This window comes from Desulfovibrio sp. 7SRBS1 (assembly GCF_049723905.1).
Taxonomy (GTDB): Bacteria; Desulfobacterota; Desulfovibrionia; order Desulfovibrionales; family Desulfovibrionaceae.
This window is the reverse complement of record NZ_JBJKFD010000001.1, coordinates 3731585-3757397: the sequence shown is the minus strand read 5'-3', so window position 1 is coordinate 3757397 and position 25813 is coordinate 3731585. Positions and strand designations below refer to the sequence as shown.

Below are 25813 nucleotides of genomic sequence, written 5' to 3'. Positions count from 1 at the left end.
TAGTGCTCGTCGATTATGCCTCCGCCCGAACCTGCCAAGACGGCAGAAGTACATAGTAAAAAACCATGAAAACGAATGCCCCCATAGAAGTCATATTTTAAATCCGGCATTGCATAGAGTGTCGTTTTATCCGCCTATCTGTCAAATAAAGAAGGATAAAGTCGACAGCTTTGCGGTAGGCTCAAAAAAATCAACTCAAGTGGCATGCGGAAGTGCACCGCATTCCGGGTCCCTTTTCTGCAGCAGCGTTTTGAACACCCACGCGCTTTTTAATTATTTCTCCTTACTTTCAAAGTGATTACACGCATCGACGTATTTTCATTGCCGGGCATTATTTTTATATGGCTCCCTCTTGACACATGTAACCATGGGGTTTAACCGTTTGGTTACATCAAATGGTTAAACCTTTCAGTTAAGACGAACGGACCCATCATGAACAAAAATATTCCAGCCAGAGAACGCATTATAGAAGCCTCCTCCCTGGTCTTCTCCCGCCAGGGCTACGCAGGAGCCAAAATGGATGCCATTGCCCAGGCCGCCGGGGTCAACAAGGCCGCCATCTACTATCACATCGGCAACAAAAAAGCCCTGTTCGAGGCGCTCCTGCTGCACCACTTCGAGCCGCTGGCCGAGACATTGGAGCAACAGGTAAAGGCCATGCAGGGCACCCGTTCCGAACGGCTCCAGCGTCTTATCCGGTTGCTGGCACATGTCTTTTCCGAAAAAACGCCCTTTCCGCGCATCATGCTGCACGAGCTGGCAACCGGCGGGGTGAACATGAGTGAAAACGTGCTGCGCGCCATCATGCGGGTGCTGCGCTGCACGCTGAGCGTTCTCTCCAACGACGAAACCGAAAAAACGCCCTTCAATCCCCTGCTGGCGCACCTCAACATCGTCTCCGGGCTCATGTTTTCCAGCCTTGTCACTCCCATGATAACGCGCGCCCGTACCTTGGAAGGCAACGACGGCCTGCTGCCCGTAAACCCGGACGACATGGCCGACCACATCATCCAATTGTATGATATGATGTTGTCCAGCCAGTCCCCCGACGCTTCTGCACACACTTCCGCAACCGCTTCGGGCAACGCATCCCAATTACAAACGCTGCCGGAGGAACAACAATGAAGAAAATAGCCATCATCCTGCTGCTGGTTCTTCTGGCAGGCGGTGCGCTCTGGTATTTTGAGCTGCGCTCCCAAACCAACACCAATCCCGACGAGCTTCTGCTTTCCGGCAACATGGAGGTCACCGGCGTCCTGGCCAGCTTTCGCATTCCCGGCCGCCTGACCAAACGGCTGGTGGATGAGGGAGATTCCGTTACCCAGGGCCAGCTTATCGCCCTTCTGGACCCCACGGACCAGGAACTGGCCGAGGCCAAGGCACAGGCCAACCTGAACCGCGCCCAGGCCGCCTTGGACGAATTCGAACATGGCAGCCGCAATCAGGAAATAAAGGAAGCCAGAGCCGCGCTTTCCCAGGCCAGGGCGGACGTGCAAAAGGCCGCGTCGGAGCTGGAACAGGCCCGCGCGGACAACGACCGCTACCGCGACCTGTTCGCCAGAAAGGTGGTGAGCAAGCAGGAAGCCGAACTCTACTCCACCCGGTTCAAGACCGCGCAGAGCGCATACGATCTTGCCCAGGCCGGGGTGCAGAGCGCCCGCCAGGCCCTCAGCCTGAAAAAGGAAGGCTTCCGCGTGGAACAGATAGAACAGGCCCGGGCCGAGGTTGCGGCCAACCGCGAGGCCCTGCGCGAGGCAGAACGCCGCCTGGAATACACATCCCTGACCTCGCCGGTTACGGGAACGGTTCTGACCAAGGCCGCCGAGCCCGGCGAATACCTCAACGCGGGATCGCCCGTGGTGGAGCTGGCCGACCTTTCCCACATCTGGCTGCGCGGCTTTGTGCCGGAAAACCAGCTGGGCAAACTGCACCTGGGGCAGAAGGCGACAATAACCACGGATGCCTACCCGGACCGCGTCTTTCAGGGCCGGGTCACGTTCATAGCCTCCGAGGCCGAGTTCACGCCCAAGCAGGTTCAGACTTTTGAAGAACGGGTCAAGCTGGTCTATCGCATCAAGATAACCACGGAGAATCCCCACCTGCTGCTCAAGCCGGGCATGCCCGCGGACGCCCGTATCCGCTTTGACCTGTACGATACATCCAACAACGGGACCGCACCGAAAAACAACGGAAACTGAACATGGTCACCGAGGAATTCGCCATACACGCCCAGGGTTTGTGCAAGCGCTTCGGACCGCCGGAAACCGGCGTCCAGGCCGTGCAGGACCTGAACATTCAGGTGCGGCCCGGTGAAATATACGGACTGGTCGGGCCGGACGGCGCGGGCAAAACCACCACCCTGCGCATGCTGGCCGCAATTATGGACCAGGACGAGGGCACGGCCAGCGTGGCCGGATTCGATACCCGGAAAAATTACCGCGAGGTCAAGGAAAGCATTGCCTACATGAGCCAGCGCTTCGCCCTGTACCCGGACCTTACCGTGCAGGAAAACATAGAGCTGTACGCCGACCTTTACGGCGAGCCGCGCAAGGGTCGGGAGAAACGCATCGACGACCTGCTCGACTTCAGTTTTATGCGGCCTTTCAAGAAGCGCCAGGCCGGACGCCTTTCCGGGGGCATGAAGCAGAAACTGCAACTGGTCTGCGCCCTTATCCATACGCCCAAGGTCCTGCTGCTGGACGAGCCCACCAATGGAGTGGACCCGGTCTCCCGGCGCGATTTCTGGAGAATTCTCTACACCCTGCTCAAGCAGGACGTGGCCATTCTGGTGACCACCGCCTATCTGGACGAGGCCGAACGCTGCACCCGCGTGGGCCTGCTGGACAATGGCAGACTGCTGGCCCATGGCACCCCGGACCAACTGCGCGCCCAGACGCCGGGCGGCATCATCAAGCTGCAGGGCCACAACAGCCAGGACATGCGCCGGGCGCGCGAACTGCTGAAAGGCATATGCACTCAATCCGATTCCGCCCCCGACAGTGGTCCCAACAGTGGGTCGGACCAGGGTGCAACTCCCTCCGCCTCCACTGCACTCGGCGACATGGCCCTGTTCGGCAACAGCCTGCACATCTCCTGCCCGGAACCGGAAGCCACGCTGCCCGGTCTGTCCAAGACCTTGCAGCAGGCGAAGATCCCCGTGGTTTCGCTGGAGGTCGAACCGCCCTCCCTGGAAGATATTTTTCTGAGCATGGTCAGCCGGAAAAAGACACCGGAAGCGGTGCCGGAAACCTCCCTGAACGACTCCCAAGCCGATGCTGCGGAATCTTCGGGCACACCCGCCCAAACCTTTGACAACGGCATGGCCGTGCGCGTGGAAAACCTGACCCGGCGTTTCGGCTCGTTCGTGGCGGTCAACGACATTTCCTTTGAAGTGCCGCGCGGTGAAATTTTCGGTTTCCTCGGCCCCAACGGCGCGGGCAAAAGCACCACCATCCGCATGCTCTGCGGTCTGCTCCCGCCCAGTGACGGCACGGGCGTGGTGGCCGGATTCGACATCCGCAAGGACCCGGAAGAGGTCAAGCAGCGCATCGGCTACATGAGCCAGAAGTTCTCCCTGTACGAGGACCTCAGCGTGCGCGAGAACATCGACTTTTACGGCGGAATCTACGGTCTGTCCGGCGACCATCTGAAGCGTCGGCGCGAATGGGCCATACGTCTATCCGGCCTGAGCGGGCACGAAAAAGACATGGCCGGGACGCTCTCGGGCGGCTGGAAACAGAAGCTGGCCATTGCCTGCTCGGTTCTGCACGAACCGCCCATCCTTTTTCTGGACGAGCCCACCAGCGGGGTCGATCCCGTGGCCCGCCGCACCTTCTGGGACCTGATTCACGACATGAGCACACGGGGCGTTACCGTGTTCGTCACCACCCACTACATGGAAGAGGCCGAATATTGCGACCGGGTGGCCCTCATCTACAAGGGAAACATGATCGCGCTCGGCTCGCCCGGTCGCCTCAAGACCGAACGCATGCACGACGTCATTGTGGATATCGGCTGCGCCCAGCCCCAGAACATGCTCGACACCATCACTGCCCTGCCCTCGGTACGCGAAGCCGCCCTGTTCGGCGCGGGCCTGCACGCGGTCTGCAACGATGCCGATGCCGCCGAACGCGACATCCGTGCAGCCTTTAAACAGCAGGACATGCGTCTGGACCGGCTGCGCCGCATCACCCCGTCCATGGAGGACGTGTTTGTGTCGCTCATAGAAGAAGCGGACAGAATTGAAGAGAAAGGGCAGCAAACCACACATAAGGAGGCTGTCTGATGTTCAGCTTCCGGCGTTTCTTGGCCATAACCCGCAAGGAATTTCTGCACGTGCTGCGCGACTGGCGCAGTCTGGTAATGGCCGTTGCCATTCCCATAATGCTGGTGCTCATCTTCGGCTACGCCCTCAGCCTGGACCTGCGCAACGTGCCCACCGTGGTCTGGGACCAGTCCAAGACCCAGGCCTCGCGCGAATTTCTCAGCCTGCTGCGCGGCTCCGCCTATTTCGACGTGCGCACCTGCGAAGGCTACGACCCCATTGTCCGCGACCTGACCAGGGGCCGCGCCGTACTGGGCATGGTCATTCCAGGCGACTTTGCCCAGGCCGTGGCCTCGGGCCGCGAGGTCGCCATACAGGTGGTCGCCGATGGCTCGGACGCCAACACCGCGCGTCTGGCCCTGAACTACGCCGAAGCCGTGGGCCAGATATTCAACCAAAACGTCACCCTGCGCCGCGCCGAACTGGCAGGCCGCCATGTGGCCCCGGCCGTGCGTCTGGACGGGCGCACCTTCTTCAACCAGGACATGCGCAGCCAGAACTCCATCATCCCCGGCATCATCGCCGTGGTCATGGTGGTTATCGCCGCCATGCTCACCAGCGTAACCGTGGCCCGCGAATGGGAAACCGGCACCATGGAACAACTCATCAGCACGCCCGTGCGCGTGCCCGAGCTGGTGCTGGGCAAGGTGGCCCCGCACTTTGTGGTCGGCATGTTCGACGTCGCCATATCCGTTGCCATGGGCCAGTGGATCTACGACGTGCCCATACGCGGCAATGCCGGGCTGCTCTTTGCCATGGCCGCCATATTCCTTACCGGCGCGCTCTTTTTCGGCCTGCTCATCAGCATCAACCTCAAAAAACAGGTGCTGGCCAACCAGGCCGCGCTTATCGGCAGCTACATGCCCACGCTCATCATCAGCGGATTCGTCTTTGCCATTGCCAACATGCCCCGGCCCATCCAGCTGCTCAGCTACATCATCCCGGCCCGCTACTTCATCACCATCCTGCGCGGCATCTACCTCAAGGGCATCGGCCTGGAAATCCTCTGGCTGAATGCCCTGCTGCTGAGCCTGTACGCGGCCATAATGATTGCCCTGTGCCACAAACGCATGAAACTCAAACTGGAGTAAAAAAACATGCTGCTCCGCCTCCGCCGCCTGCTGGTCAAGGAGTTCCTGCAACTCCTGCGCGACCCGAAAATGCGGATAATCATCTTTGTCGCGCCCGTGCTTCAGCTCACGGTCTTCGCCTTTGCCCTCACCACGGACGTGGACAACGTGGAAACCATACTCATGGACCGCGACCACACCCCGCAGTCGCGCGAACTGCTCTCCCGCTTCACGGGCAGCCACTATTTCAAGGTCATCGAAGTGGCCCAAGGGCCCGAAGACGTCAACCACGCCATGAACACGGGCGAGGCACGCGCCGCCATCGTCATCCTGCCCGGCTTTGCCAAAGACATCATATCCGGAGGCACCGCCGCCGTGCAGGTCATCACCGACGGTACGGACTCCAACTCCGCCGCCCTGGTCAACGGCTATGCCATGCAGATCGTCCAGAACTTCAATGCCGAGGTGCTTGCCCGACGCATGGACCGCGCCGGACTCCGCCCACCCGGCGCACCCGTTTCCAACGTCTCCATTGCGCCCCGCGCCTGGTTCAATCCGAACATGGAGAGCAAATACTTTTACGTGCCCGGCCTTACAGCGGTCATGCTCGTGGTCGTCACCCTGCTGCTGACCAGCATCGCCATTGTGCGCGAAAAGGAAATAGGCACCATAGAGCAGATCATGGTCACGCCCATCCGCGGCTCGGAATTCATTCTGGGCAAGTGCCTGCCCTTTATCATCATCGGCTACATCCTCATGACCGTCATGCTCTTCCTCTCCATGATCATCTTCGACATACAGGTCCGAGGAAGCTGGCTTACCCTCTACGTCCTCAGCGGCGTGTTCCTGGCCGGAAACACGGGGCTTGCGCTCATCATCTCGGTCAGCGCCCGCACCCAGCAGCAGGCGCTGCTCACCGCCTTCTTTTTCCTCATGCCCTCCATACTGCTCTCCGGGTTCATGTTCCCCGTGGCAAACATGCCCGTGCCCGTGCAGTACGCCACCTACCTGAACCCCCTGCGCTGGTACATGGAAATACTGCGCGGCGTGCTCATCAAAGGCGTCGGATTCCAAGACCTCGTCCGACCCGTCATCGGGCAATGCCTCCTGGCCGTGGCCTTTATCGCCCTCGCTGCAATGAATTTCAGGAAGAATTTGGAGTAGGGGGGGAAAAGATGGGAAAAGAGAAGAGATGCGAGGGGGAAACCTCTTAAAAGAGGTTCTTCCCCTCGCGCTCCCCTTTCCAGAAATTTTTATTATGGGGGGTGTTAATCAGCTTTTAAGGCCAATCCAGCAGGCAGGCTGGCTTACCTTATTAAATCTTAGACTCCTCCCATGGCCGTGTAAGTTTTGTTCTCCGGCAAGGCGCATTTGGTTTCGCAAGCGAGGACAGTATATGTAAATACGGCCCGCGAAGCGAAACCAAATGCAACGAAGCAGAGGGCAAAAATCACGCGGCCTTCATCAATCAGCAACGCAGCTATCAGGCCTTTCCCGACAGCCTGAAACCTCTTGAAAGAGGTTCTCCCCCTGCGCTCCCCTTTCCAGAAACCTTTATTATGGGGGGGTAATCAGCTTTTAAGGCCAATCCAGCAGGCTGGCTGGCTTACCTTATTAAATCTTAGACTCCTCCCATGGCCGTGTAAGTTTTGTTCTCCGGCAAGGCGCATTTGGTTTCGCAAGCGAGGACATCAATCGCGACTTTTCTTTTGCCCATCCCGACTTCGCAGGCTGCTCAAAAAGGTGCGAGAGCAAGGCGCCAGAAAAATTGAGCCGCGACATGTACTTTTTTTGTACACGAGCGAGCTCAATTTTTCGCAGTAACGCAGCTATCGTGCCTTTTTCAGCAGCCCAGATGCGAAGCGAAACCAAATGCAACAAAGCCGAGGGCAAAAATCGCGCGGCCATAAATCAATATCGCGCGGCCAACTTCACCAATACTATAGGCTGGATTAAGGCCAATACTATAGACAACCCCGCCACCACCGCCATCCCCACCAAAGCTCCGTCCGCGGACGTGGTCAAAATGGCCGAGGAAATCAGCGCTCCAACGCCGTTGCCGAAATGCTGCACCGAAGAAATCAAGGCCATAAAGGACGCCCGCTCGTAGGGTTGCGGGATCTTGGAGCCTTCCGCCGCAGCCGAGACATCGCGCATGCAGACCAGAGCCGAGAACATGACAAAGATGACCAGAAGCGGCGTGACGTTGAGGTGCATGAATCCGTCGGCAATGAATGCCACCAAAAATGCCGTGGTCACGATGTTCAGGGCTATCGGCCCAACCCGATCGTTCAGCCGTCCGGCAATCTGTACGGCCACAAGGCTTACAACACCTGCCGCAAAATACAGCACACTCAGTTCCGCGCGGGGCAGGCCCCTGTTCAGCTGAAAAAATGCGGAAATGTTGGTGATGATCAGAAACGAGGAGCATTTGGACGAGCCGAACATGCAAAGCGCCATGTAGTTTGCCTTGTCCCGGACCAGCTTGATGAATGATCCGCGCGTTTTGCCCGCCCTTTTATGGTCGGTCATGGACGGCATATAGACCAGGATAACGCCCATCACCAGCAGGCCTGCGCCGGAAATGACGTAGAACGGGCACATCCACCCGCCAACCCTTGCCAGCTCCAAACCGAACGGAAGCGCCACGATTGCCGCAATGGAAAAGGTTCCCATCACAATGGCCAGGGCGCGGCCCCGGCGCTCCGGGGGCACCGCGTCTGTGGTGATGGTAAGTGCTATGGCTGCTGCCGGGCCGCCGAACAAACCGGCCAGAACCCGATAAAAAACCAGACTCCAAAGCCCCTGGGCAAGAGGTGCCAGAATGGTGCTTATGGTCAGCCCGGCAACTGCTGCAAGCGCCACATGCTTTCTGTCGAAACGGTCCAAAAAGTTGGAACACACCAGTCCGGAAAAGGACACGGCCAGGGTATAACAACCGCAGATCAGCCCAATATCCGCATTGGTCACGGGCAGAGCCTTGGAAATATCCGGCCCCAGCGGCATGACCATCATGAAGTCCATGACGTTGACGAACTGCACAAGCGTGGCAATCAGCACTATCCGGCTTTCCAGGCCGAACGATCCCAAGCGGGAAAGAGAAAGGGCTTTCATATCGTTCCCCCCTCAGAACCGGACGTGGTCGCCGTTGCCGATGTACAGATTCGCGCCTGTGCCGGGATCGTTTTTAACAATCCGGTCGTAGCTTCGGAACGCGTCCGTGCCCTGCACAATGGGAATTCCCTGCTCCAGCGCTTTTTTCGTCCAAACCCTGCCTGTGCAATGGTTGCAAGCGACTTTCTGCATCCCGGACGCTTGTATTTTATCGATGCTCAGCTGCATTTCCGGCTGCCACATTTCAAAGGGCGCAATGTGTAGCCCTCCGTAGCAGCCGTACATTTGGTCGCCGCCAGCAAAGGTGTTGGCCGCGAAATCAATAAGTGTACCGATGCCGGGATGTCCGCATCCGGTAATGACGACGTATCCCTTGTCTTTCACCTTGACGTACACCACGCTTTCCCCGCGTACGCCAAGGGGGATGTTCACATCGAACATGGCAATGGCGAGTCCCGGCAGCGGAACGCACAATTCATTCGGGTACACCGGAATTCTCTGCCCGAAATGCGGAAAACGGTTCCGCGGATTGCCGGAAAGCGAGGAGAAATCCGCGCCGTCGAGCAGTTCAAAACTTTTGGCCTGCATTGTGGAGGGATGATAGATGGGGATGTCCGGCCAAAGTTTCAGCGTGCTTTCAATGCCCCAAAAGTGATCGTTGTGATCATGGGAAACAATAAGGCCGTCGAGCCCGTGATTTTCCAGCATGGCGTCCACCCCGCTTTTGGCAAAGGCGTGGTCCATCCAGGTTGTGCTCCACCCTGTATCCAGAAGATAGCTGTGCTCAGTGCCATCCAGAGCTTCCAGAAGAAGCAGGGCGCTGTAGCCAGCAGCATTCTCGGCAGAAAAAGGAATTTCGTACTGGTCCGTGAACATGCCCCCGGCTTTGCGCACATCGTCCCCGATAATTTGCGTATCAAACCAACCTACCTCGGACACGCAACGGATGGTCAGCCCCCGGACCTCTCCAAAATCGGCAGGAGCCATGGCGGCCTGCGCTGTATGAGGTGCAAGGCTGAAAAGGGAACCGGGAATATTCGCTATGGATGCACCGACAAGGGCTTTGAGAAAAATACGACGGGTCGTCGTCATGGGAATCTCCCCCGGATATAAAATCCGGTTGTGTTTGCTTTACTTCGCCCACGTTTGGGGCGTGTACGAAACACATTGCAGCTTTCCCATGGCAGCGCTTGCATGCACCGGGCGTATTTTTGTCCGCGCCGGTCATTTTCGGGGGCACAGAAAAAAGAATGGGAAATGAAAAGAAAAAACAGACAGGGGCCTACGCAGAAAACATTGCAGGCATCAGGCTATTTTTTTTCAAGAAATCCCTTGCGGAACTGGCTGGGAGTAATCTGAAAATAACGGGCAAAAAGGCGCGTCAGGTGGGCGGGGCTGGAAAATCCCACGGAGTAGGCAACTTCCGTCACGTTCATTTCCCCCGCCTCCAGGAGCGTCCTGGCTTTTTCCAGACGTTCCGTCCTGAGAAATCCAAAGACTGAAGCGCCGTAGGCGCTTCGAAATCCGCGGGTAAGGGAGGTCACACTCAGGCCGACATGGGCTGCCAAATCCTCCAGCGAGGGAGGCGAAACCATCGCCTTCAGCAACATTTCACGGGCCTGGCGGATTTGGGGGCGGATATAATCGGACCAGCATCCCCCGTCTCCCCACGCACCTGCCACGGTGTGTGAAAGAAGCTCCAGCACCTTGCCTTTCAGAAAAATTCTGCCTGCGCATCCGTTGTAGGGCGGGGAAAAAATCTGCCGCACCACCGACTGCATGGGGGCATTCATGCGGACGACACGGCAAGGGGTGCTCTCCTGCGCCATTCCGCCGGTAAACGGAAATGGCCCGCCGGTCTCTTCCTCAAGCAAGGCAGCCAGGAGGTTTCGCCGGATGCTGATACAGGCGAAACGGATGTTCTCGTCGGCCCGGCATTCGTGAAGCACCTCTCTGGGCGAGGAATTCCAGACCGCGGCATGGCCGGGCGGCACGACAATATCCTGTATCTGGTCTGAAAACTGGTGGGAAACAGTACCAGAAAGGACAAAGGCCAGTTCGCACGTTTCTCCGCTGGACAAAAAACGAAAGAAGGCAGGTTCGTTAAGCCGAAAATTCCCCAGCATCAAATCAAGTCCGGGGCGGACTGAAATTTTCCGGTCATTTTCTCCAACAGGAGCTTTTGGATAAACAATTTGCGCTAGCGGCATCGGGCATCCCGGTAAAAAAGGATGAGTAGGGCTTGAGCCCACGAACTGAAACCTTAAATTCTCCGTGATACGGCGTCAACGTAGGGGCAGAAAGAAAGAAAGAAATGCGAGGGGGAAACCTCTTGCAAGAGGTTTCCCCCTCGCGCTCCCCTTTCCAGAAACTTTTATTATGGAGAGCGGCGGACAAGCTCCCCAATCCGGCAGGTTGGCTTATCCTAAAAACCCCAGCCTCCTCCCATGGCCTTCATCAATTCCATATTTTTTCAGCCTCGGACAATAAAAAAGATCAAACCTGTTGACAACGAATGCCGACAAGCATAGAACCTCTTTCTCCGACGCGGGGTGGAGCAGCACGGTAGCTCGTCGGGCTCATAACCCGAAGGCCAGAGGTTCAAATCCTCTCCCCGCTACCAAGAAAATATTAAGGACCTACAGGTACAAGACTTGTAGGTCCTTTTTTTTAGGTTCATCTCCCAATTCCAGCGATATGCATGATCGCAGGTCCAGGAGGCCGTCGCCTCCTGGCGGAGGTTCGGAGGCAGCGCCTCCGGCTCTTCTGCCTGGCCACAATCCCCCAAAAAAATTTTCTGCCAATCCGGGTTCCATGTCACTACAAAGCAAGTTACCATCTCCGCCCATGGACACCAAAATACGCAACGTTTCAGATTCGTTGGCCTGGAATGTCTTTCTCCTGGCCCTTGGCTCCTTTGTCTATGTTCTCGGCTATCAAGGCATAGCCGCGGATCAGAATTTCGTACCCGGCGGACTGTACGGCCTGGCAGTGGTTACGGTAAACAGTGCCCCCTTTCTGTCCTTGCCCGTATGCTATTTTCTGATGAACGTGCCGCTGTTTCTTGTGGCCTGGCGGAGCGTCAGCAGGCGTTTCTTTTTCCTGAATCTTTTTGCCATGACTGCGGTTACAATAATGACCGCCTATATCCATCTGGACCTGGGAATCCGCAACGAAATCTACGCGTCCCTGTCATCCGGTGCCATCATGGGCGCCGGTTGCGGCATCACGTTGCGCAGCTACGGCGGCGGTGGCGGTATTGACGTGCTGGCCATCATTTTGAACAGAAAATACGGCCTGCGTTTCGGCGTGTTCTACTTCTCGGTCAACGCACTCGTCATGTTGTTCGCACTCAGCCGCTTTACCCCGGACAAAATAATAGCCTCCCTGCTTATGCTGTTCGTCACGGCAGTGGTGACGGAGTATGTGCTCTCCCTGTTCAACCAGCGCAAAGCCGTACGCATCATCACCAAGAAAACCGACGAGATGGTTCATTTCCTGACGCGGGAAAAAAGGCTGCACGCCACCATCATTCCCGCCAAGGGCGGTTACACCGGCCAGGAAGTGGGCATGGTCTATTCCATTACGGATAACCTGAGGTTGCGCGCCTTTGAGCAGTATGTCTTTGACATCGACCCGCAGGCTATCTTCATAGTGGAAAACACCTTCAGCGTACTCGGCGGCAACATCGCCAAGCGAAAGGTTTACTGAGCAGGAGAAGACGGCTGATTTTGCCCACTCTGCAAGGAGTGCCACCAGACACAAAAAAGCCCGTGTGCCAAAAGGCATACGGGCTTTTTTGTGTCTGGGATTCGAGTTTTGGGGCAACGATGCTAACGCGCTATTCTCACAAACTAAATACTCACAAGAGATTGAATTTATGGCAATTAGATTTCACAGGTTGCGGAGAAAGGTGCGAAAGCAAGGCGGGAGAAAAACTCAAGGCCGACGCGTATTCTTCCATACGCGAGGATTTGAGTTTTTCGAAGCAACGCAGCTAGCGTGCCTTTATCCACAACCTGCTATTCTGTAATTTGCAAGTCCCGAAATATATAGTCCCGCAGCCCCTGCGACCAGGGCCGGGGAGTAACTCCGGTAAGCTCTATGAATTTTTTGAGGTCCAGGATGGAGTTGGACGGACGTTTTGCCGCCTGCGGGTATTCGCTGGCAGAAATAGGCTTGATGCGGCAGGTAAGCCCGGCCACTTCCACGGCTTCGGCAGCCAGTTCGCACCAGCTGGCTTTGCCGCTCGATGCCAGGTGATACAGCCCGGTGGCATCGTGTTCCAGCAGCAGCCGCGTATTGGCGGCCAGGTCCACAGTATAGGAAGGTGAACCGATCTGGTCGGCGACCACGGTCAGCTCATCACGCTCCGTTGCCAGCTGAAGAATCTTTTGGACAAAATTCATCTTGCCCGGCCCGAACAGCCAGGACGTACGGATAATAAGGATTTTCTCGTATTCAAGGTCGAGCAGGGCGCGTTCTCCCGCCAGCTTGCTCATGCCGTACACGGATTCCGGGGCTGGTTCGTCTTCGGGCGAGTAAGGCGTGTCCTTTTTGCCGTTGAACACGAAATCCGTGGAAAAATGCACCATGAGCACGCCCAGCTTCTTGCATGTACGGGCCACGCATTGCGGCAGGGTCTTGTTGAGGCGATAGGCCGCCTCCTCTTCTTCCTCGGCCTTGTCCACCATGGTGTAGGCCACGGTGTTGATGAGCACGTCGCACTCTTCGCGCTCCAGCACATCGGCCAGGGCGGCCTGGTCAAAGGGGTCGAAGTCGCTGCGCCCGGCAGGGTAGACGTTCCACCCGTTGGCTGTGAGTTCCTTGCATATGGATTGTCCCAGCAGGCCGTTTTTCCCGCCCAGCACGAGGACTTTTTTTGCTGATGCCATGGCTTAACGCTCCTTGTACCACGAGTCCATGAAGGTGCGGTAGGAACCGTCCTGCACGCGGGCCATCCATTCGTCATTGGCGCGGTACCAATCCAGGGTCGCACGGATGCCGCTGGCGAATTCGTATTCCGGCTCGAATCCAAGCTCGCGCTGGGCAAATCCGTAGCCCATGGCGTAGCGCCGGTCGTGGCCGGGCCTGTCTTTGACAAAGCTGATGAGGCTGTGGGGCTTGCCCAGGATGTCCAGAATGGTGGTGACAACCTCGAGGTTGTTCTTTTCGCCGTCGCTGCCGAAGTTGTAGACTTGGCCTTCCTTGCCCTTGAGCAGGGCCAGTTCCACGCCTTTGCAGTGATCATCCACGTAAATCCAGTCGCGCACGTTGAGCCCGTCGCCATACACGGGCAGTGGTTCGTCCGCGCTGGCCTTGAGGTACATGAGAGGGATGAGCTTTTCCGGAAACTGGTACGGCCCGTAGTTATTGGAACAGCGGGTGACCAGCACGGGGAAGCCGTAGGTTTCGAAATATGCCCGGCACAGCAGGTCCGACGAGGCCTTGCTTGCCGAATACGGCGAGTTGGGGGCAAGGGGCGTGGTTTCCACGAACTTGCCATCCGGGCCGAGGGTTCCGTAGACCTCGTCCGTGGAGATGTGCACGAACCGCTCGATTTTTTTGGCGCGCGCCGCCTCCAACAGGGCCTGGGTGCCCATGACGTTGGTTTGGAAAAACGGAGCCGGATCGTGAATGGAGCGGTCCACATGGCTTTCGGCGGCAAAGTTGACCACGGCGTCGATGCGGTGCTCCTCGAAGAGCCCTTCGGTCAGCTCACGGTCGCCGATGTCGCCCTGAACAAACGTATACCTTTCAGCCTGTTCCTGCGGCAGGCCGCTCAGATTGTCGGGATTCCCGGCATAGGTGAGCTTGTCCAGATTGACGACCCGCCAGTCGGCGTGACGCCCCAATATGCGGCGGATAAAATTGGCCCCAATGAAACCACATCCGCCTGTAACCAGAATCTGCATTATATCCCCCTGAAAATATGAAGTAATTTCTCATTCAGTTCCGAGAGTGTAAAAGAATTCTCGGTTTGCGGCAATCGCGGGAGAAAAAACAATATTCTTCTTGCATGGCAGAGTAAAAGATATTAAAGACACTCTCCTTGGGCGATTAACTCAGCTGGTAGAGTGCCATCTTCACACGGTGGAAGTCACAAGTTCAAGTCTTGTATCGCCCACCACGAAAAACAAAGAAACCCGGTCGGTTACGGCCGGGTTTTTCTTTTGTCAAAAACCGTTGTCAAAGATTTTGACAATAATTTTACAATGAGTGGCAACGGGTGATATCTTCCGCCCCATGAAAACACTCCCCGGACTTCCAGGTATCTACGCCTCTGAAGGCAAGCACGACACCACCTACTACGCGCTCGTCCAGAACCGGAACGGAAAATGGCTGCGGCGCAAGGTAGGCACTCGAAAGGAAGGCTGCTCACCCGCCGTTGCCGCCGCCCGCAAGATAGAACTCCAAAAGCAATTGAGCGGAGGAGTCGATCCCGACCAGAACGACAAGGTCACGTACGGGCAGGCGCACAAGAGCTATTTGAAGACCAGGATGTCCAACGGCTCCGACGTCACACGCGACATTGACAGGCACACGCTCTATCTCTCACGGTTTGACGACCCGCCCCATCTCGCCGCGCCTGCTCTGGCAGTGGATGCGCTCGGAGTATTGCGCCGGAAAACGTCCCAACTATGCGGATTCCTTTGACTGGATCGAAGGTTCTGTGGCCCTGTCGCATCCCTTGCTTCAACCCGCCCTGCGGACCAACAAGGCGTTCGAAATGCTGAGAACGTTGAGAAAGTCCCTGTAGCGCGGGAGAATGACAAACGATGAACGCTCAGTTCGACATGATTTGGGGACTACCAACAAACGTGCCCCTAGCCGCCGTTTCTCCCCATTTTCAGGATTTGGGGTTTTGGAGCGTTCTATGGGCCGAGGCAGCCACCCTATCATGGTGAACATTCAGCGTCTTCATTGACAACGCCTCCCTGTCTCGAACGTGCAAATCCAAACCCGGCGTGGTCAAGACGGCCAGGGTCTTTTCCAGATGAACGGAAGGCTTTCCCTGCTCCAGATGCACGACGAAAATTCGTCCAACTCCGGAATAGTCGGCAACCTCCTGTTGGGAGAGCCCATGCTTTTTTCTCTGGGATCGGATGAGTTGCCCAAGAACGGCTGCGGAATCAATTTTTGTTGGGTTCATGACTGCATTTATTTGTATTCGATTGAATACAAACAAAGCGGTGGAAGCTGAAAGTCAAAAGCATGTATTCGATCAAATACAACACCCAAGACATCAACCAAGTACCAGGGGGTGCTTTACTCCTGGCAACAGGATATCCGAGTGCGGAAGTCACGCTTCCGCCGATACTTGGGCGAAAAAACTATTCCGACACACAAACAACGTGATCTGCACGGGACAACGCGGCCTTTTCAGCCTCTGCAGTACGAGCATCGGGATGGCGCAACCGGAGTACAGCTCGTGGATCATATCGTGCACCACAACCACTCACCGGTCCTTCCCCTTGGCTGATGCAAACAATGTTGGGTAGGCTTCCTGAATCACATCAGGATTGCGGATAGTTTCGGCAAATTTGTCGCTGCACTACCGAAGCTTTCCACGAAGCCCCCCAGAAGCGTAGGGCTTAAAACAGCCATAGACTTTCCCCATTCCTTTTTCCGAAAACTCGTGCAGATACCTGTTGCGGTACACTGGCGCCACGACGCTACCATTCACCTTCGGCAACTGTGTCAATGCCCAAACTTGCTCGCCACAGTACGGGAAACGCCTCCGTACTCCAGACAGGCGAACGCCTGGTAATCAAAGACAACCTCCATCATTTTCCGCCACCACGCTTTCTGGCGACAAAACAGGCGGTCCAGGTTTCGCAGGAAAGTTCGTTATCGGTCAGAAACTCATGGGAAGAAATCAGGCTGAATCCGTTATTGTTCAAAAAATTTTCCACTTCTGGCCGAAAGAGATACCGCATGCAATGCACTTCGGAAAAATTACTTTCCTCATCCGTTTTCTTATTGCGAGCGATATAGTCATAATGGACTTCGACCACATCGTCGTTGGGACGATGCACAGGGGTAACTTTCCTATCTAGAAACCACGATTCGTTTTCCCTGGTGGTTTCTCTTTTTTCTGGCCCCAGTGTCAGAACGGCCGGTCCGTACCAACAATCGAAAACAAGCAATCCGCCAGGAACAAGCCCACGATTCGCAGTGGCGAAAGCTGCATTCAAATCCTGGTTCGTTGTCATGTAGCTCATCACATGAAAAACGGAGATTACGGAATCGTGTATTGGCTCAGGCTGAAAGGTTCTGATATCGCTCTGCTGCCAAGAGATCCTATGACGAATTTTCTCCGGCAAGTGCTCGGCCCTGGCAGCCAGACGCAAGAGCATATCGGCAGACATATCCACTCCGGTGACGGTGCTCCCGTACTCTGCAAGGTGAGTGGCATGGCCGCCAGACCCGCAGCCAAGCTCAAGCACCAAATGTCCCGCGTCGTGTGCTGTGAGCAGGGCGTGAATATAATCGGCCTCTTTACGATACGCCTTGCCCTCGTAGAGCAGGTCATAAAATTTTGCGGAAAATTCAAATGCGCTCAACGTTCAAAACCTCTTTCAGCACGTTGGTTACCTGAACGATTTGGTCGTCCGTGAGTGTCAGGCCGCTGGGCAGGTGAAAACCACGCTCTCCCAAACGTTCGCTCACAGGATAACTTGCCCCTTCGAACAACCCCATCTTCCTGAACAGCTGTAATCGGGCAGACGAAACTCGCGCAAAAGGCGCAGGGCATCGTCCACGATGATCTCGATGTTCGGATAGTCCTGAAACCAGATGGAATCCAGACACGCGCCCAGATACTCGGCTTGGTTGTAGGTGGGCACCACCACGGAAATCAACGGGCGTTGGGCTGTATCGGTCATGGCTTGGTTACTCCCCATGTTCCACATACCAGCGGTAGGTATCGGCCAGCCCCTGCCGGAATTCCCGGCTCGGCTCCCAGCCGGTGGCCCGCAGCTTGGAAATATCGAGCAGTTTGCGCGGCATACCATTGGGCTTGGTGGTGTCGAAAACAATCTCTCCGGTAAAGCCGACCACGTCCGCGATGATTTCCGCCAGTTCGCGAATGGAAAGCTCCACTCCCGATCCCACGTTGACGGACTCTTCCCCTTCGTAGACCCGCATCAGGTGCAGGCAGGCGTCGGCCAGGTCGTCCACATGCAGAAACTCGCGCAACGGACTGCCATCCCCCCACACCGCGACCTGTGCGGCATTTGCCAGCTTGGCCTCGTGGAACCTGCGCAACATGCCGGGGATAACGTGCGAACCGGACGGATGAAAATTATCCTCCGGGCCGTACAGGTTGGTGGGCATGGCGCTGATGGCATTGAACCCGTACTGGCGACGGTAGGCCGCGCACATCTTGAGCCCGGCAATCTTGGCAATGGCGTACCATTCGTTGGTGGGCTCCAGCGGACCTGTCAAAAGGCAGTCTTCGGTCATGGGCTGGGGCGCGTGTTTGGGGTAAATGCAGGAAGAGCCCAAAAAGAGCAGCTTTTTTACCCCACTGCGCCAGGAGGTCTCGATTACGTTGGTGGCAATGGCCAGATTGGTGGTGATAAACTCCGCAGGATATGTGGAATTGGCAAGTATCCCGCCCACTTTGGCAGCGGCCACGAAGACGTAGTCGGGAAGCTCGCAGTCAAAAAAATCGCGCACCTGCTTCTGGTCGCAAAGGTCCAGCTCCGCGTGCGTGCATAACACCAGATTGTCGTAGCCCTGCCTGTGCAATGCCCGCACCAGGGCCGAACCAACCAGCCCGCGATGACCGGCCACGTAAATTTTGCTGTCTTGTTCCATGGTATCGCTTGCAGACGTTGTTATTACAGCTATTCCTGGGGGGGACAGGTCTCGAAGCCGTTGTCCAGGCAGAGCTTTTCCCGGTCCGCCTCTCTCAGGTCCTCCTGCACCATCTCCCGTACCATTTCCGCGTAGGAAATTTCCAGCGTCCACCCAAGCTTTTCCCTGGCTTTGGACGCATCGCCCAGCAGGCTGTCCACTTCGCAGGGCCGGTAGTAGTGCGGAGCCACTTCCACAATGCACTTCCCGTCCGGATCGTAGCCCTTTTCATCAACTCCCGATCCTTTCCAGGTAATGGCCATTTCCAGCTCATGCGCGGCGTGTTCCACAAACTCGCGCACGGAATGCTGCTCGCCGGTGGCAATCACGAAGTCCTCGGGCTGCTCCTGCTGCAGCATGAGCCATTGGGCCTTGACGTAATCCTTGGCGTGTCCCCAGTCGCGTTTGGCGTCCAGGTTGCCCAGATACAGCCTGTCCTGCAGCCCAAGGCGGATGCGGGCCAGGGCGCGGGTGATTTTCCGGGTTACAAATGTTTCTCCGCGCACCGGGGATTCGTGGTTGAACAGGATGCCGTTGCAGGCATACATGCCGTAGGCCTCGCGGTAGTTGACGCAGATCCAATAGGCATAGAGCTTGGCAACGCCATAGGGCGAACGGGGGTGAAACGGCGTGGCTTCGGTCTGCGGAGACTCGCTCACCAACCCGTAGAGTTCGGATGTGGAGGCCTGATAGAACCGCGTGGTTTTGGTCAGCCCCAGCAGGCGGATGGCTTCGAGCAGGCGCAATGCGCCCAGCCCGGTAACTTCCGCGGTATATTCGGGCTGTTCAAAGGATACGGCGACATGGCTCTGGGCCGCGAGATTGTAGACCTCGTCGGGCCGAATCTGCTGGATGAGGCGGATGAGGTTGCTGGAATCGCTCAGGTCGCCGTAGTGCAGGAAAAACTTGCGGTCCTTGACGTGAGGCCCCTGGTAAAAGGAGTCGACGCGCTGGGTATTGAACAGGGAGGAGCGGCGCTTGATGCCGTGGACTTCATAGCCCTTTTCCAAGAGAAATTTTGCCAGGTACGCGCCGTCCTGTCCGGTAATCCCGCTGATGAGAGCTTTTTTAGCCATGAAATTCCAGAGGTTGGATCGTTAATCCGAGTATAGCCCGAGTACGTGAACTATTTATCGGCCAAATGTTGCGCAACTGAAGGGAAAAACCGCTTCCGTTCACATCTTTTTGCCATGGCAAGGCAAACCCATTGCAAACAAAAGCCTTCACGCCCTGGCAGGATACGAGATTTCATGGGGCAAGTAAATTACATGGCCGCTGTAATTGATAAGCGAGTAAACGAAAAAACCGATTGGTCAGGCCACTCGGCGTGTTTGGGGAGCTGCCTGAACTGGCTGCGGCCAGAGCGGTTTCATAAGCACTTTTTCTAAGCTGCCTGTGCGGCAGTGAACAGTTCGGCATTGAGATTGTGCGGGACGACAAATTTCTAAGCTGCCTGCGCGGCAGTGAACAGGATATCCCCGGCGTTACCGCGGTTGTTTTCTAAGCTGCCTGCGCGGCAGTGAACGAGATCCCAAATGCTGCCAACGCTGCCCACACAAAGGCTGGCGGTACAATTCTCTCAAAAACCCTTTTTTTCAGCAGAATCCCAACTCTATAAAATTTCAGTATTTTTTAGGACAGCAGAAAAAAGGGTAAAAACGCAGAACCCCGCCTACAGGGCGACTCCGGCTTGCCTCCCCTATTTCTGGGTCCAGCCGGAACAGTGCTGGTCCACCACGTCCAGCACCTCGCGGACATGGTCTTCGGCAATCTTTTTGCTCTGCACCTTGTCCCGTTTTTTCAGGCTCTCCAGCAGGGCGCGGTGCCCTTCAAAAAGCACGGACAAGTGCTCGTGGCTGAAGTAGAGCGAATGCCAGAATCTGGCCCCCATGCCTTGGTAGTCGCGCAGCAGTTTTTCCAGCTGGGGGTTGCCGATGGATGCGTACACCACGGAGTGGAAATCTCCTTCGTATTTCAGGTGCACGCCCACGTTCATCGCATTCTGCTCGCGAAGGCCGTCCACTTCCTCGATAATTTTTTCCAAACTCTTAATCTGCGCTTCCGTGATACGCTCGGCGGCCAGCTCTCCCGCCATCCCTTCCAGCCCCACGCGAATTTCCGTCACTTCCCGGAGAACACGAAAATCCATGGGCGCAACCCAGGTTCCCGAACGCGGCACACGCTTGATCAACCCTTCGTTTTGCAGCTGCAGGAAGACTTCACGCAAAGGGGTACGGCCAATGCCGTACTCCTCCATGACATCCTTGTCTTTAAGGGGCGCCCCGGGCGCAAGCTCCTGGGTGATGATCCTATACTTCAGCGCCTCGTACACTCTTTGCTTATCTTTGGTCATAACCCGTATTGCCACCGTTTTGTAACTACCTTTGGTATTAGCTTGCCCAAAGTGCAGCACATGGCCCACATGGCAAGAAATACATAATCCGATCTTCTTTCAGCCCGGCGCAATCGCACAGACCACCAACATAACACACTGTAGAAACCGTTGTTTGCCAATCGGCAACAGGCAGGACGGTTATGCCCTCAAAGGTGGACACGGCCCATATTTCACATCCCTATATTTCGGAGAAAAAATATACGGGTGCAACCGAAAAACTATCCCGTCAACGAACAAAATATTGAGGAAAATATCCAAAGTGGGCCTTCATAGCAAGCTCCAGGCTCAAATCACGACCTTCCCTGCTTTTGTTGAATTTGATTTTTTTGAATAAAAACTTGCGGAGATCCCCATATCAGCCCGACTCATTTTTCTAAAACGTTATATTATGTGTAAATATCCCCGCATTTTTCTCTTTTAATTTTCATTTTTGTTTAATATCCACATTGACGACTGGTGTACTAGTTGGTATTCCAAAAGTCGTCGACGCCGAAAAACGAGAAAAAAAGCAACAGGTTCGGCAGCGACAAGCGGTCAAAGAAAAGAGAAAGAGTTGTTTTTCCGAAATCTTGACCAGAGAGAGGGCCACCCGCTTGTGCCACCGTTGCAAATCGCCCAACAGCTGGGAAACCGACAAGCAACGGAAAGAGCGGTTGTCCACTCTCCAAGCCCCCGGCAACAGGCCGAAGCAGATGTAACAAGATCTTTTTTGGGCATTGCGTGCTTCCGGCCAAATCCCAGAACAGCTCGAAAAACGAAATGCAGCTGCCTTTGGGATCAATTTCAACGTATGGTTTACGAAGGAGGATGAACAATTATGCCCGCTGCAAAAATGTGCACCAAAGCGATTTGTCTTTTGGCAATGTTTTCCATGGTCGTGCTGAGTGCCGCTGCACCCGCCCAGGCCAGCGACACCGTCACCATCAAATTTTCGCACCAGAACAATGCCTACGATGCGGACCAGCTGCTTGGCGAAACATTCAAGAAGCTTATCGAAGAAAAGACCAACGGCGCCATCAAGGTTAAAATCTACCCCGGCACGCTGACCCACAGCGAATCCGAAGCCATGGAATTTGTAAAATCCGGCACCGTGGACATGGACACCAACTCCGCCGGGCACATTGCCGGTTTCGACGAAGACATCCAGTTCCTTCAGATGCCCTACCTGTTCAAGAGCCACGCCCACTACATGGTGGCTCGGCAGTCCGACGTGGTCAAAAACATTCTGGCCGGTCTTGAGAAAAAGACGGGCATGATCGCCCTGGGCATCTACTCCGACTGCAACGGCTTCGCCATTGCCAGCACCAAGCCCATCAATTCCATTGCCGATGCCAAGGGAGTCAAGCTCCGCTGCATGCAGAACCCCCTGTTTGTGTCCATCTACAAGAAGTTCGGCTTCTCCGTTACCCCTACGGACTGGGACGAACTGTACACCTCCCTGCAGACCGGCCTGGTGGATGCGGACGACATGGGCGTTTACTGCAACGATATCTTCAAGATGAGCGAAGTTGTCAGCAACTACGCCATCCTGAAGCAGATGTGGACGCAGAAGGTGCTCTTCATTTCCCCGGTTACCTGGAACAAGCTTTCCGCCGAACAAAAAGAGCTTGTCCGCTCCGTGGCCAACGAAGCCATCGAGCTGACCGATGCCTGGCAGTATGCGCGTGAAGACGCCGCCATTGCCAAGGCCAAGAAAGCCGGAAGCACCATCACCTACCCCGACACCACGCCTTTCAAGGAAGCTTCACAGGAAGTGTACACGGAATGGTTCAAAAAATACCCCAAGTGGGAAAAATGGTACAACGAAATCCAGTACCTGGACCCCGAAACAAGAATGCCTGAAGCGTACAAGAAGTAATCCAGAGACGAATCTGCATGACGATACGCAGCGCCCTCTTGCATAGGGGGCGCTGCAAAAGAGTTTTCCGCAGCTTCCCAGCAACCTCCCAAAAGGTCTTCCGGAAAAGATCCCCCAAAACGTTCGAGGACGGCGAGAAATGGAAATAAGCAAATACAACAGCGAAGAATCCAACGGGATTTTGGAAAATGTCGTCCAGCTGGCCAAAAAGATCGCCAACGCCTACATGCTGCTCCTGTTCATTGGGATGGGGCTTATCCTTGGCCTCAATATCGTGCTTCGATATGCATTCCACGCCCCCATCTCCTGGTCGAGCATCGTCTCCAGATATGCCTATATCCACATAGTGCTTCTCGGCACTGCTGTTTCATATCTTGAAGGCGGACATGCGCAGATAGACATGATTTACGAACGCGTGTCCGCAAAGACCAGAGTAATTTTCGACTTGCTGCATTACGGTGTGATGCTTTTTCTCTGTGCGATCCTGACGGTGTATGGATACGAGCACGTTGTATCCATGTGGCAGGTGCATCCGCCCATCATCCCATGGCTTTCTATGGGGGTGGTCTACCTTGTCGTGCCGGCATTCGCCATCATCATGGTTCTTTATATTTTTCAGCAGCTGGCTGCCATGAAAAGAAGGAAGAGCATCTAGCGTGATGTCCGCAAAATACAAAATACGTATTTTGCGGATGACCGCCGCCTTGTGCGGCGCATGGCGGGCTAGGCCCACCAAGTTATGTGCCGCATGTACTGCTGCATTTTTAATTCAACGAACTTAACGGACGCGACACCAACCATGCTATTCATCATTCTAATGATCATATTGTTTTTTGTCCTGATGGCGATCAGGATACCCATCCCGTTCGCCCTGCTTGCCTCCACGCTGATTTATTACATAGGCGTGGACGTGCCCATGAACATCGTCATCGTCCGCCTGCTGCGAACCTTCGACTCCTTTGTTCTGCTGGCCATTCCCTTCTTTATCCTGGCAGGGAAGATCATGGCCGAGGCAGGCATCAGCGACAGGCTCATCCGGGTTGCGGACATGCTCGTCGGCAAGGTGAAAGGCAACCTCGCCTACGTCAACATCGTGGTCAGCATGCTTTTTGGCGGCATCACCGGCACAGCCGTATCGGACACCACCGCCATCGGCTCCATTCTTATCCCGTCCATGGTTTCCAAGGGCTACTCCCGCAGGTTCAGCGCAGCCGTCACGGCCGCTTCCTCCACCATGGGCCCCATTATTCCCCCCAGCCTCATGTTCATCATCTACGGCTCCATTGCCCAGGTTTCCATCCGCGACATGTTTCTTGCCGGTGCCATTCCAGGGCTGCTCGTCGGCCTGTCGCAAATGGCCGTGGTCAAATTCCACGCCATCAAACACGACCTTCCCCAGCGCACCGAGGATATCGCCTTTTCGGAAAAGGTGACCATTGTCCGGGAAGCCATACTCGCCTTGCTGCTGCCCCTCATCGTTCTGGGCGGCATCATGTTCGGCATTGTCAGCCCCACCGAGGCGGCTGTCATTGCGGCATTCTATGCCGCAATAATCGCCATGTTCACCTACAAGACACTTACCTTCAAGCGGCTCATCGGCGTTATCAAGGAATCGGCAGTGGAAACCGGCAGCGTGTCCATCATCATTGCCGCGGCCGCCCTTTTCGGCTGGGCTCTGTCCAACGAGCAGGCGCCCCAGCTCTTTGCCAGCATGCTTGCCGAAAGCTCTGCCGCCAAATGGCAGATCCTGATCATGATCAACCTGCTGCTGTTTGTTCTGGGCATGTTCATGGACAGCATCCCCGCCATCATGATCGTCACGCCCGTGTTCATGCCGCTGTTCCAGATGCTGCATATCGATCCGCTGCAGGCCGGTCTGTTCATGAGCGTCAACCTCATCACCGGTGTTGCCACACCGCCGGTCGGCTGCTGCCTGTTTGCCGCATCCATCATTTCGGGTTCGCCCATGGAAAAGATAAGCCGGGCCATACTCCCGTTCCTGGTGGCAAACATCGTTGTTGTTTTGCTGGTGACCTACATCCCGGCCATATCGTTGTTTATTCCGTCGCTGTTCAACTAACGGGATATACGCAGGCACATACGATCCGCCAGCGTTTGCTCAACATTCGCTGGCGGACAATACGCATAAGTTCAGTACATTACGACATACAGCCCGCCCGCAAACACAAGAAATTCTTTGCGGGGAAGAAAGGTGGATTTTGTTGACAACTGATATACCAGCTGGAATAATAGCGGCTACGAGATCAATGAAAAAGGAACATTCCATGGCCCCCGAGCTTGTCAGCAACATACAACGCTTTTCCCTGGATGACGGACCGGGTATTCGCACCACGGTCTTTATGAAGGGCTGCAACCTCCGCTGCGCTTGGTGCCATAATCCGGAAAGCCTGAATATGTCGCCCATACTGCAGTTTGCGGCTCAAAACTGCGCATCCTGCGGAAAGTGCGTGGCGGTCTGCCCCAACGGTGCCCAGCGCCTGGAAGGCGACACCCACATTTTCGACCGCGCCCTGTGCAAGGCCTGCGGAAAATGCGCTTCGGTCTGCCGGAAAAGCGCCCTCAAGCTGATTGGCCGGATGTACGAACCGGACGAACTGTTCCTGGAACTCATAAAGGACCGGGCCTATTTCAAGACCGGTGGCGGCGTGACCTTTTCCGGCGGGGAACCGGCGCTGAAGCCCGACTTCATCCGCGAAACAGCCAGGCTGTGCCGCGAGGACGGAATCCATACGGCGCTCGACACCGCAGGCAACGTTCCTTTTGCAAACTACGACAGGGTGTTGCCCCATATCTCGCTCTTTCTGTTTGATGTGAAGTGCTTTACCAGCGCCCTGCACAAACGTTGGACACAGGTGGAGAACGGACTGATTCTGGAAAACCTGCGCAAACTCGACGCGGCGGGTGCGGAATACACCATACGCGTTCCCGTAATCCCCTCCTTTAACGACGATTTGCAGGAACAGGAGCGCATTGCACGGTTCATCGCCTCCCTTTCCCGCCCCGGGCTCGTCGAACTGCTCCCCTACCACACCTACGGGGTGGGCAAGTACGACGCCCTCGGCATTGCATACGACTATGCGCAGTACGCTTCCCCCCATGACGAGATCATGGAAGAGGCTCTGCATTGCTATCTTCAGCTGGGCCTCAACGCCAGGATTTCCTGAGCG

General features: G+C 55.9%; 23 protein-coding genes and 2 tRNA genes. 13 read left to right on the top strand and 12 right to left on the bottom strand.

Features of this window, described 5'->3' with window-relative positions:
- The first annotated feature begins 432 nt into the window (after positions 1-432).
- The 5 genes from ACI0FJ_RS16675 to ACI0FJ_RS16655 are packed head-to-tail and all read left to right on the top strand — an operon-like array spanning position 433 to position 6558.
- Positions 433-1125, top strand: a complete 693-nt coding sequence (locus tag ACI0FJ_RS16675) for a TetR/AcrR family transcriptional regulator (protein WP_424305221.1) — start codon at positions 433-435, stop codon at positions 1123-1125.
- Complete coding sequence (locus tag ACI0FJ_RS16670; RefSeq protein ID WP_424305219.1) at positions 1122-2198, top strand: HlyD family secretion protein; 1077 nt, start codon at positions 1122-1124, stop codon at positions 2196-2198. Before ACI0FJ_RS16675 ends, ACI0FJ_RS16670 begins: the two co-directional genes overlap by 4 nt.
- Positions 2199-2200: 2 nt before the next feature.
- Positions 2201-4285 (top strand): ATP-binding cassette domain-containing protein, encoded by a 2085-nt coding sequence (locus ACI0FJ_RS16665; protein ID WP_424305217.1) that lies wholly within the window; start codon positions 2201-2203, stop codon positions 4283-4285.
- Positions 4285-5415, top strand: a complete 1131-nt coding sequence (locus ACI0FJ_RS16660; RefSeq protein ID WP_424305216.1) for an ABC transporter permease — start codon at positions 4285-4287, stop codon at positions 5413-5415. The genes ACI0FJ_RS16665 and ACI0FJ_RS16660 overlap by 1 nt, the downstream gene beginning before the upstream one ends.
- Positions 5416-5421: 6 nt before the next feature.
- Positions 5422-6558, top strand: coding sequence for an ABC transporter permease (locus tag ACI0FJ_RS16655; protein WP_424305214.1), 1137 nt, complete (start codon positions 5422-5424; stop codon positions 6556-6558).
- Positions 6559-7305: 747 nt separating this feature from the next.
- Here the strand turns inward: ACI0FJ_RS16655 and ACI0FJ_RS16650 are convergent.
- The 3 genes from ACI0FJ_RS16650 to ACI0FJ_RS16640 all read right to left on the bottom strand — a co-directional run bounded on the left by ACI0FJ_RS16650 (position 7306) and on the right by ACI0FJ_RS16640 (position 10634).
- Positions 7306-8508: an MFS transporter gene (locus tag ACI0FJ_RS16650; protein ID WP_424305213.1), complete on the bottom strand. Its 1203-nt coding sequence runs from the start codon at positions 8506-8508 to the stop codon at positions 7306-7308.
- A gap of 12 nt (positions 8509-8520) precedes the next feature.
- Positions 8521-9600: an MBL fold metallo-hydrolase gene (locus ACI0FJ_RS16645; RefSeq protein WP_424305211.1), complete on the bottom strand. Its 1080-nt coding sequence runs from the start codon at positions 9598-9600 to the stop codon at positions 8521-8523.
- A 218-nt stretch (positions 9601-9818) separates the two neighbouring features.
- Positions 9819-10634 (bottom strand): helix-turn-helix transcriptional regulator, encoded by an 816-nt coding sequence (locus ACI0FJ_RS16640; RefSeq protein WP_424305209.1) that lies wholly within the window; start codon positions 10632-10634, stop codon positions 9819-9821.
- Positions 10635-11054: 420 nt separating this feature from the next.
- Between ACI0FJ_RS16640 and ACI0FJ_RS16635 the strand changes: the two genes are divergently transcribed.
- Positions 11055-11131: transfer RNA gene (locus ACI0FJ_RS16635), tRNA-Met, on the top strand.
- 224 nt (positions 11132-11355) lie between these two features.
- Positions 11356-12219: a YitT family protein gene (locus ACI0FJ_RS16630; RefSeq protein WP_424305207.1), complete on the top strand. Its 864-nt coding sequence runs from the start codon at positions 11356-11358 to the stop codon at positions 12217-12219.
- Positions 12220-12530: 311 nt separating this feature from the next.
- Here the strand turns inward: ACI0FJ_RS16630 and rfbD are convergent, their stop codons facing one another.
- Positions 12531-13403, bottom strand: a complete 873-nt coding sequence (gene rfbD / locus ACI0FJ_RS16625; protein WP_424305206.1) for a dTDP-4-dehydrorhamnose reductase — start codon at positions 13401-13403, stop codon at positions 12531-12533.
- Positions 13404-13406: 3 nt separating this feature from the next.
- Complete coding sequence (gene rfbB / locus ACI0FJ_RS16620) at positions 13407-14423, bottom strand: dTDP-glucose 4,6-dehydratase (RefSeq protein WP_424305204.1); 1017 nt, start codon at positions 14421-14423, stop codon at positions 13407-13409.
- A gap of 139 nt (positions 14424-14562) precedes the next feature.
- Here rfbB and ACI0FJ_RS16615 point away from each other — a divergent pair.
- Positions 14563-14638: transfer RNA gene (locus tag ACI0FJ_RS16615), tRNA-Val, on the top strand.
- Between the two features lie 116 nt (positions 14639-14754).
- The gene (locus ACI0FJ_RS16610; RefSeq protein ID WP_424305202.1) at positions 14755-15165 is read left to right on the top strand and encodes a hypothetical protein; all 411 of its coding nucleotides are present in this window, start codon (positions 14755-14757) and stop codon (positions 15163-15165) included.
- Between the two features lie 193 nt (positions 15166-15358).
- Here the strand turns inward: ACI0FJ_RS16610 and ACI0FJ_RS16605 are convergent, their stop codons facing one another.
- The 7 genes from ACI0FJ_RS16605 to ACI0FJ_RS16575 all read right to left on the bottom strand — a co-directional run bounded on the left by ACI0FJ_RS16605 (position 15359) and on the right by ACI0FJ_RS16575 (position 21582).
- Entirely contained in the window at positions 15359-15661 is a 303-nt protein-coding gene (locus ACI0FJ_RS16605) for a helix-turn-helix transcriptional regulator (protein ID WP_424305200.1), read from the bottom strand.
- A 634-nt stretch (positions 15662-16295) separates the two neighbouring features.
- Positions 16296-17075 carry a class I SAM-dependent DNA methyltransferase gene (locus ACI0FJ_RS16600; protein ID WP_424305198.1) on the bottom strand — a complete coding sequence of 260 codons (780 nt, stop codon included), beginning with the start codon at positions 17073-17075 and terminating at the stop codon, positions 16296-16298.
- 102 nt (positions 17076-17177) lie between these two features.
- Positions 17178-17396 carry a glycosyltransferase family 2 protein gene (locus tag ACI0FJ_RS16595; protein ID WP_424305196.1) on the bottom strand — a complete coding sequence of 73 codons (219 nt, stop codon included), beginning with the start codon at positions 17394-17396 and terminating at the stop codon, positions 17178-17180.
- A gap of 7 nt (positions 17397-17403) precedes the next feature.
- Complete coding sequence (locus ACI0FJ_RS16590; RefSeq protein WP_424305194.1) at positions 17404-18333, bottom strand: GDP-L-fucose synthase family protein; 930 nt, start codon at positions 18331-18333, stop codon at positions 17404-17406.
- 29 nt (positions 18334-18362) lie between these two features.
- On the bottom strand, positions 18363-19448 hold the full coding sequence (gene gmd / locus ACI0FJ_RS16585; protein WP_424305192.1) for a GDP-mannose 4,6-dehydratase: 1086 nt from the start codon (positions 19446-19448) through the stop codon (positions 18363-18365).
- A gap of 623 nt (positions 19449-20071) precedes the next feature.
- Positions 20072-20725 (bottom strand): GntR family transcriptional regulator, encoded by a 654-nt coding sequence (locus ACI0FJ_RS16580; protein ID WP_424305190.1) that lies wholly within the window; start codon positions 20723-20725, stop codon positions 20072-20074.
- A gap of 503 nt (positions 20726-21228) precedes the next feature.
- Entirely contained in the window at positions 21229-21582 is a 354-nt protein-coding gene (locus ACI0FJ_RS16575) for a hypothetical protein (RefSeq protein WP_424305188.1), read from the bottom strand.
- A 2-nt stretch (positions 21583-21584) separates the two neighbouring features.
- On the opposite strand from ACI0FJ_RS16575, the gene ACI0FJ_RS16570 reads away from it, so the two are divergent.
- From ACI0FJ_RS16570 to ACI0FJ_RS16555, 4 genes are all read left to right on the top strand, one after another.
- Complete coding sequence (locus ACI0FJ_RS16570) at positions 21585-22625, top strand: TRAP transporter substrate-binding protein (protein ID WP_424305186.1); 1041 nt, start codon at positions 21585-21587, stop codon at positions 22623-22625.
- Positions 22626-22764: 139 nt separating this feature from the next.
- Positions 22765-23280: a TRAP transporter small permease gene (locus tag ACI0FJ_RS16565; RefSeq protein ID WP_424305184.1), complete on the top strand. Its 516-nt coding sequence runs from the start codon at positions 22765-22767 to the stop codon at positions 23278-23280.
- A 144-nt stretch (positions 23281-23424) separates the two neighbouring features.
- Entirely contained in the window at positions 23425-24705 is a 1281-nt protein-coding gene (locus ACI0FJ_RS16560; RefSeq protein ID WP_424305182.1) for a TRAP transporter large permease, read from the top strand.
- Between the two features lie 187 nt (positions 24706-24892).
- Positions 24893-25810: a glycyl-radical enzyme activating protein gene (locus tag ACI0FJ_RS16555; RefSeq protein ID WP_424305181.1), complete on the top strand. Its 918-nt coding sequence runs from the start codon at positions 24893-24895 to the stop codon at positions 25808-25810.
- Positions 25811-25813: the final 3 nt, after the last annotated feature.

What these genes read in the sequence shown, in the direction of transcription:
- ACI0FJ_RS16675 (WP_424305221.1), top strand. Translation starts at nt 433, where the DNA reads ATGAACAAAAATATTCCAGCCAGAGAACGCATTATAGAAGCCTCCTCC.
- ACI0FJ_RS16670 (WP_424305219.1), top strand. Translation starts at nt 1,122, where the DNA reads ATGAAGAAAATAGCCATCATCCTGCTGCTGGTTCTTCTGGCAGGCGGT.
- ACI0FJ_RS16665 (WP_424305217.1), top strand. Translation starts at nt 2,201, where the DNA reads ATGGTCACCGAGGAATTCGCCATACACGCCCAGGGTTTGTGCAAGCGC.
- ACI0FJ_RS16660 (WP_424305216.1), top strand. Translation starts at nt 4,285, where the DNA reads ATGTTCAGCTTCCGGCGTTTCTTGGCCATAACCCGCAAGGAATTTCTG.
- ACI0FJ_RS16655 (WP_424305214.1), top strand. Translation starts at nt 5,422, where the DNA reads ATGCTGCTCCGCCTCCGCCGCCTGCTGGTCAAGGAGTTCCTGCAACTC.
- ACI0FJ_RS16650 (WP_424305213.1), bottom strand. Translation starts at nt 8,508, where the DNA reads ATGAAAGCCCTTTCTCTTTCCCGCTTGGGATCGTTCGGCCTGGAAAGC.
- ACI0FJ_RS16645 (WP_424305211.1), bottom strand. Translation starts at nt 9,600, where the DNA reads ATGACGACGACCCGTCGTATTTTTCTCAAAGCCCTTGTCGGTGCATCC.
- ACI0FJ_RS16640 (WP_424305209.1), bottom strand. Translation starts at nt 10,634, where the DNA reads ATGCTGGGGAATTTTCGGCTTAACGAACCTGCCTTCTTTCGTTTTTTG.
- ACI0FJ_RS16630 (WP_424305207.1), top strand. Translation starts at nt 11,356, where the DNA reads ATGGACACCAAAATACGCAACGTTTCAGATTCGTTGGCCTGGAATGTC.
- rfbD (WP_424305206.1), bottom strand. Translation starts at nt 13,403, where the DNA reads ATGGCATCAGCAAAAAAAGTCCTCGTGCTGGGCGGGAAAAACGGCCTG.
- rfbB (WP_424305204.1), bottom strand. Translation starts at nt 14,423, where the DNA reads ATGCAGATTCTGGTTACAGGCGGATGTGGTTTCATTGGGGCCAATTTT.
- ACI0FJ_RS16610 (WP_424305202.1), top strand. Translation starts at nt 14,755, where the DNA reads ATGAAAACACTCCCCGGACTTCCAGGTATCTACGCCTCTGAAGGCAAG.
- ACI0FJ_RS16605 (WP_424305200.1), bottom strand. Translation starts at nt 15,661, where the DNA reads ATGAACCCAACAAAAATTGATTCCGCAGCCGTTCTTGGGCAACTCATC.
- ACI0FJ_RS16595 (WP_424305196.1), bottom strand. Translation starts at nt 17,396, where the DNA reads ATGACCGATACAGCCCAACGCCCGTTGATTTCCGTGGTGGTGCCCACC.
- ACI0FJ_RS16590 (WP_424305194.1), bottom strand. Translation starts at nt 18,333, where the DNA reads ATGGAACAAGACAGCAAAATTTACGTGGCCGGTCATCGCGGGCTGGTT.
- gmd (WP_424305192.1), bottom strand. Translation starts at nt 19,448, where the DNA reads ATGGCTAAAAAAGCTCTCATCAGCGGGATTACCGGACAGGACGGCGCG.
- ACI0FJ_RS16580 (WP_424305190.1), bottom strand. Translation starts at nt 20,725, where the DNA reads ATGACCAAAGATAAGCAAAGAGTGTACGAGGCGCTGAAGTATAGGATC.
- ACI0FJ_RS16570 (WP_424305186.1), top strand. Translation starts at nt 21,585, where the DNA reads ATGCCCGCTGCAAAAATGTGCACCAAAGCGATTTGTCTTTTGGCAATG.
- ACI0FJ_RS16565 (WP_424305184.1), top strand. Translation starts at nt 22,765, where the DNA reads ATGGAAATAAGCAAATACAACAGCGAAGAATCCAACGGGATTTTGGAA.
- ACI0FJ_RS16560 (WP_424305182.1), top strand. Translation starts at nt 23,425, where the DNA reads ATGCTATTCATCATTCTAATGATCATATTGTTTTTTGTCCTGATGGCG.
- ACI0FJ_RS16555 (WP_424305181.1), top strand. Translation starts at nt 24,893, where the DNA reads ATGAAAAAGGAACATTCCATGGCCCCCGAGCTTGTCAGCAACATACAA.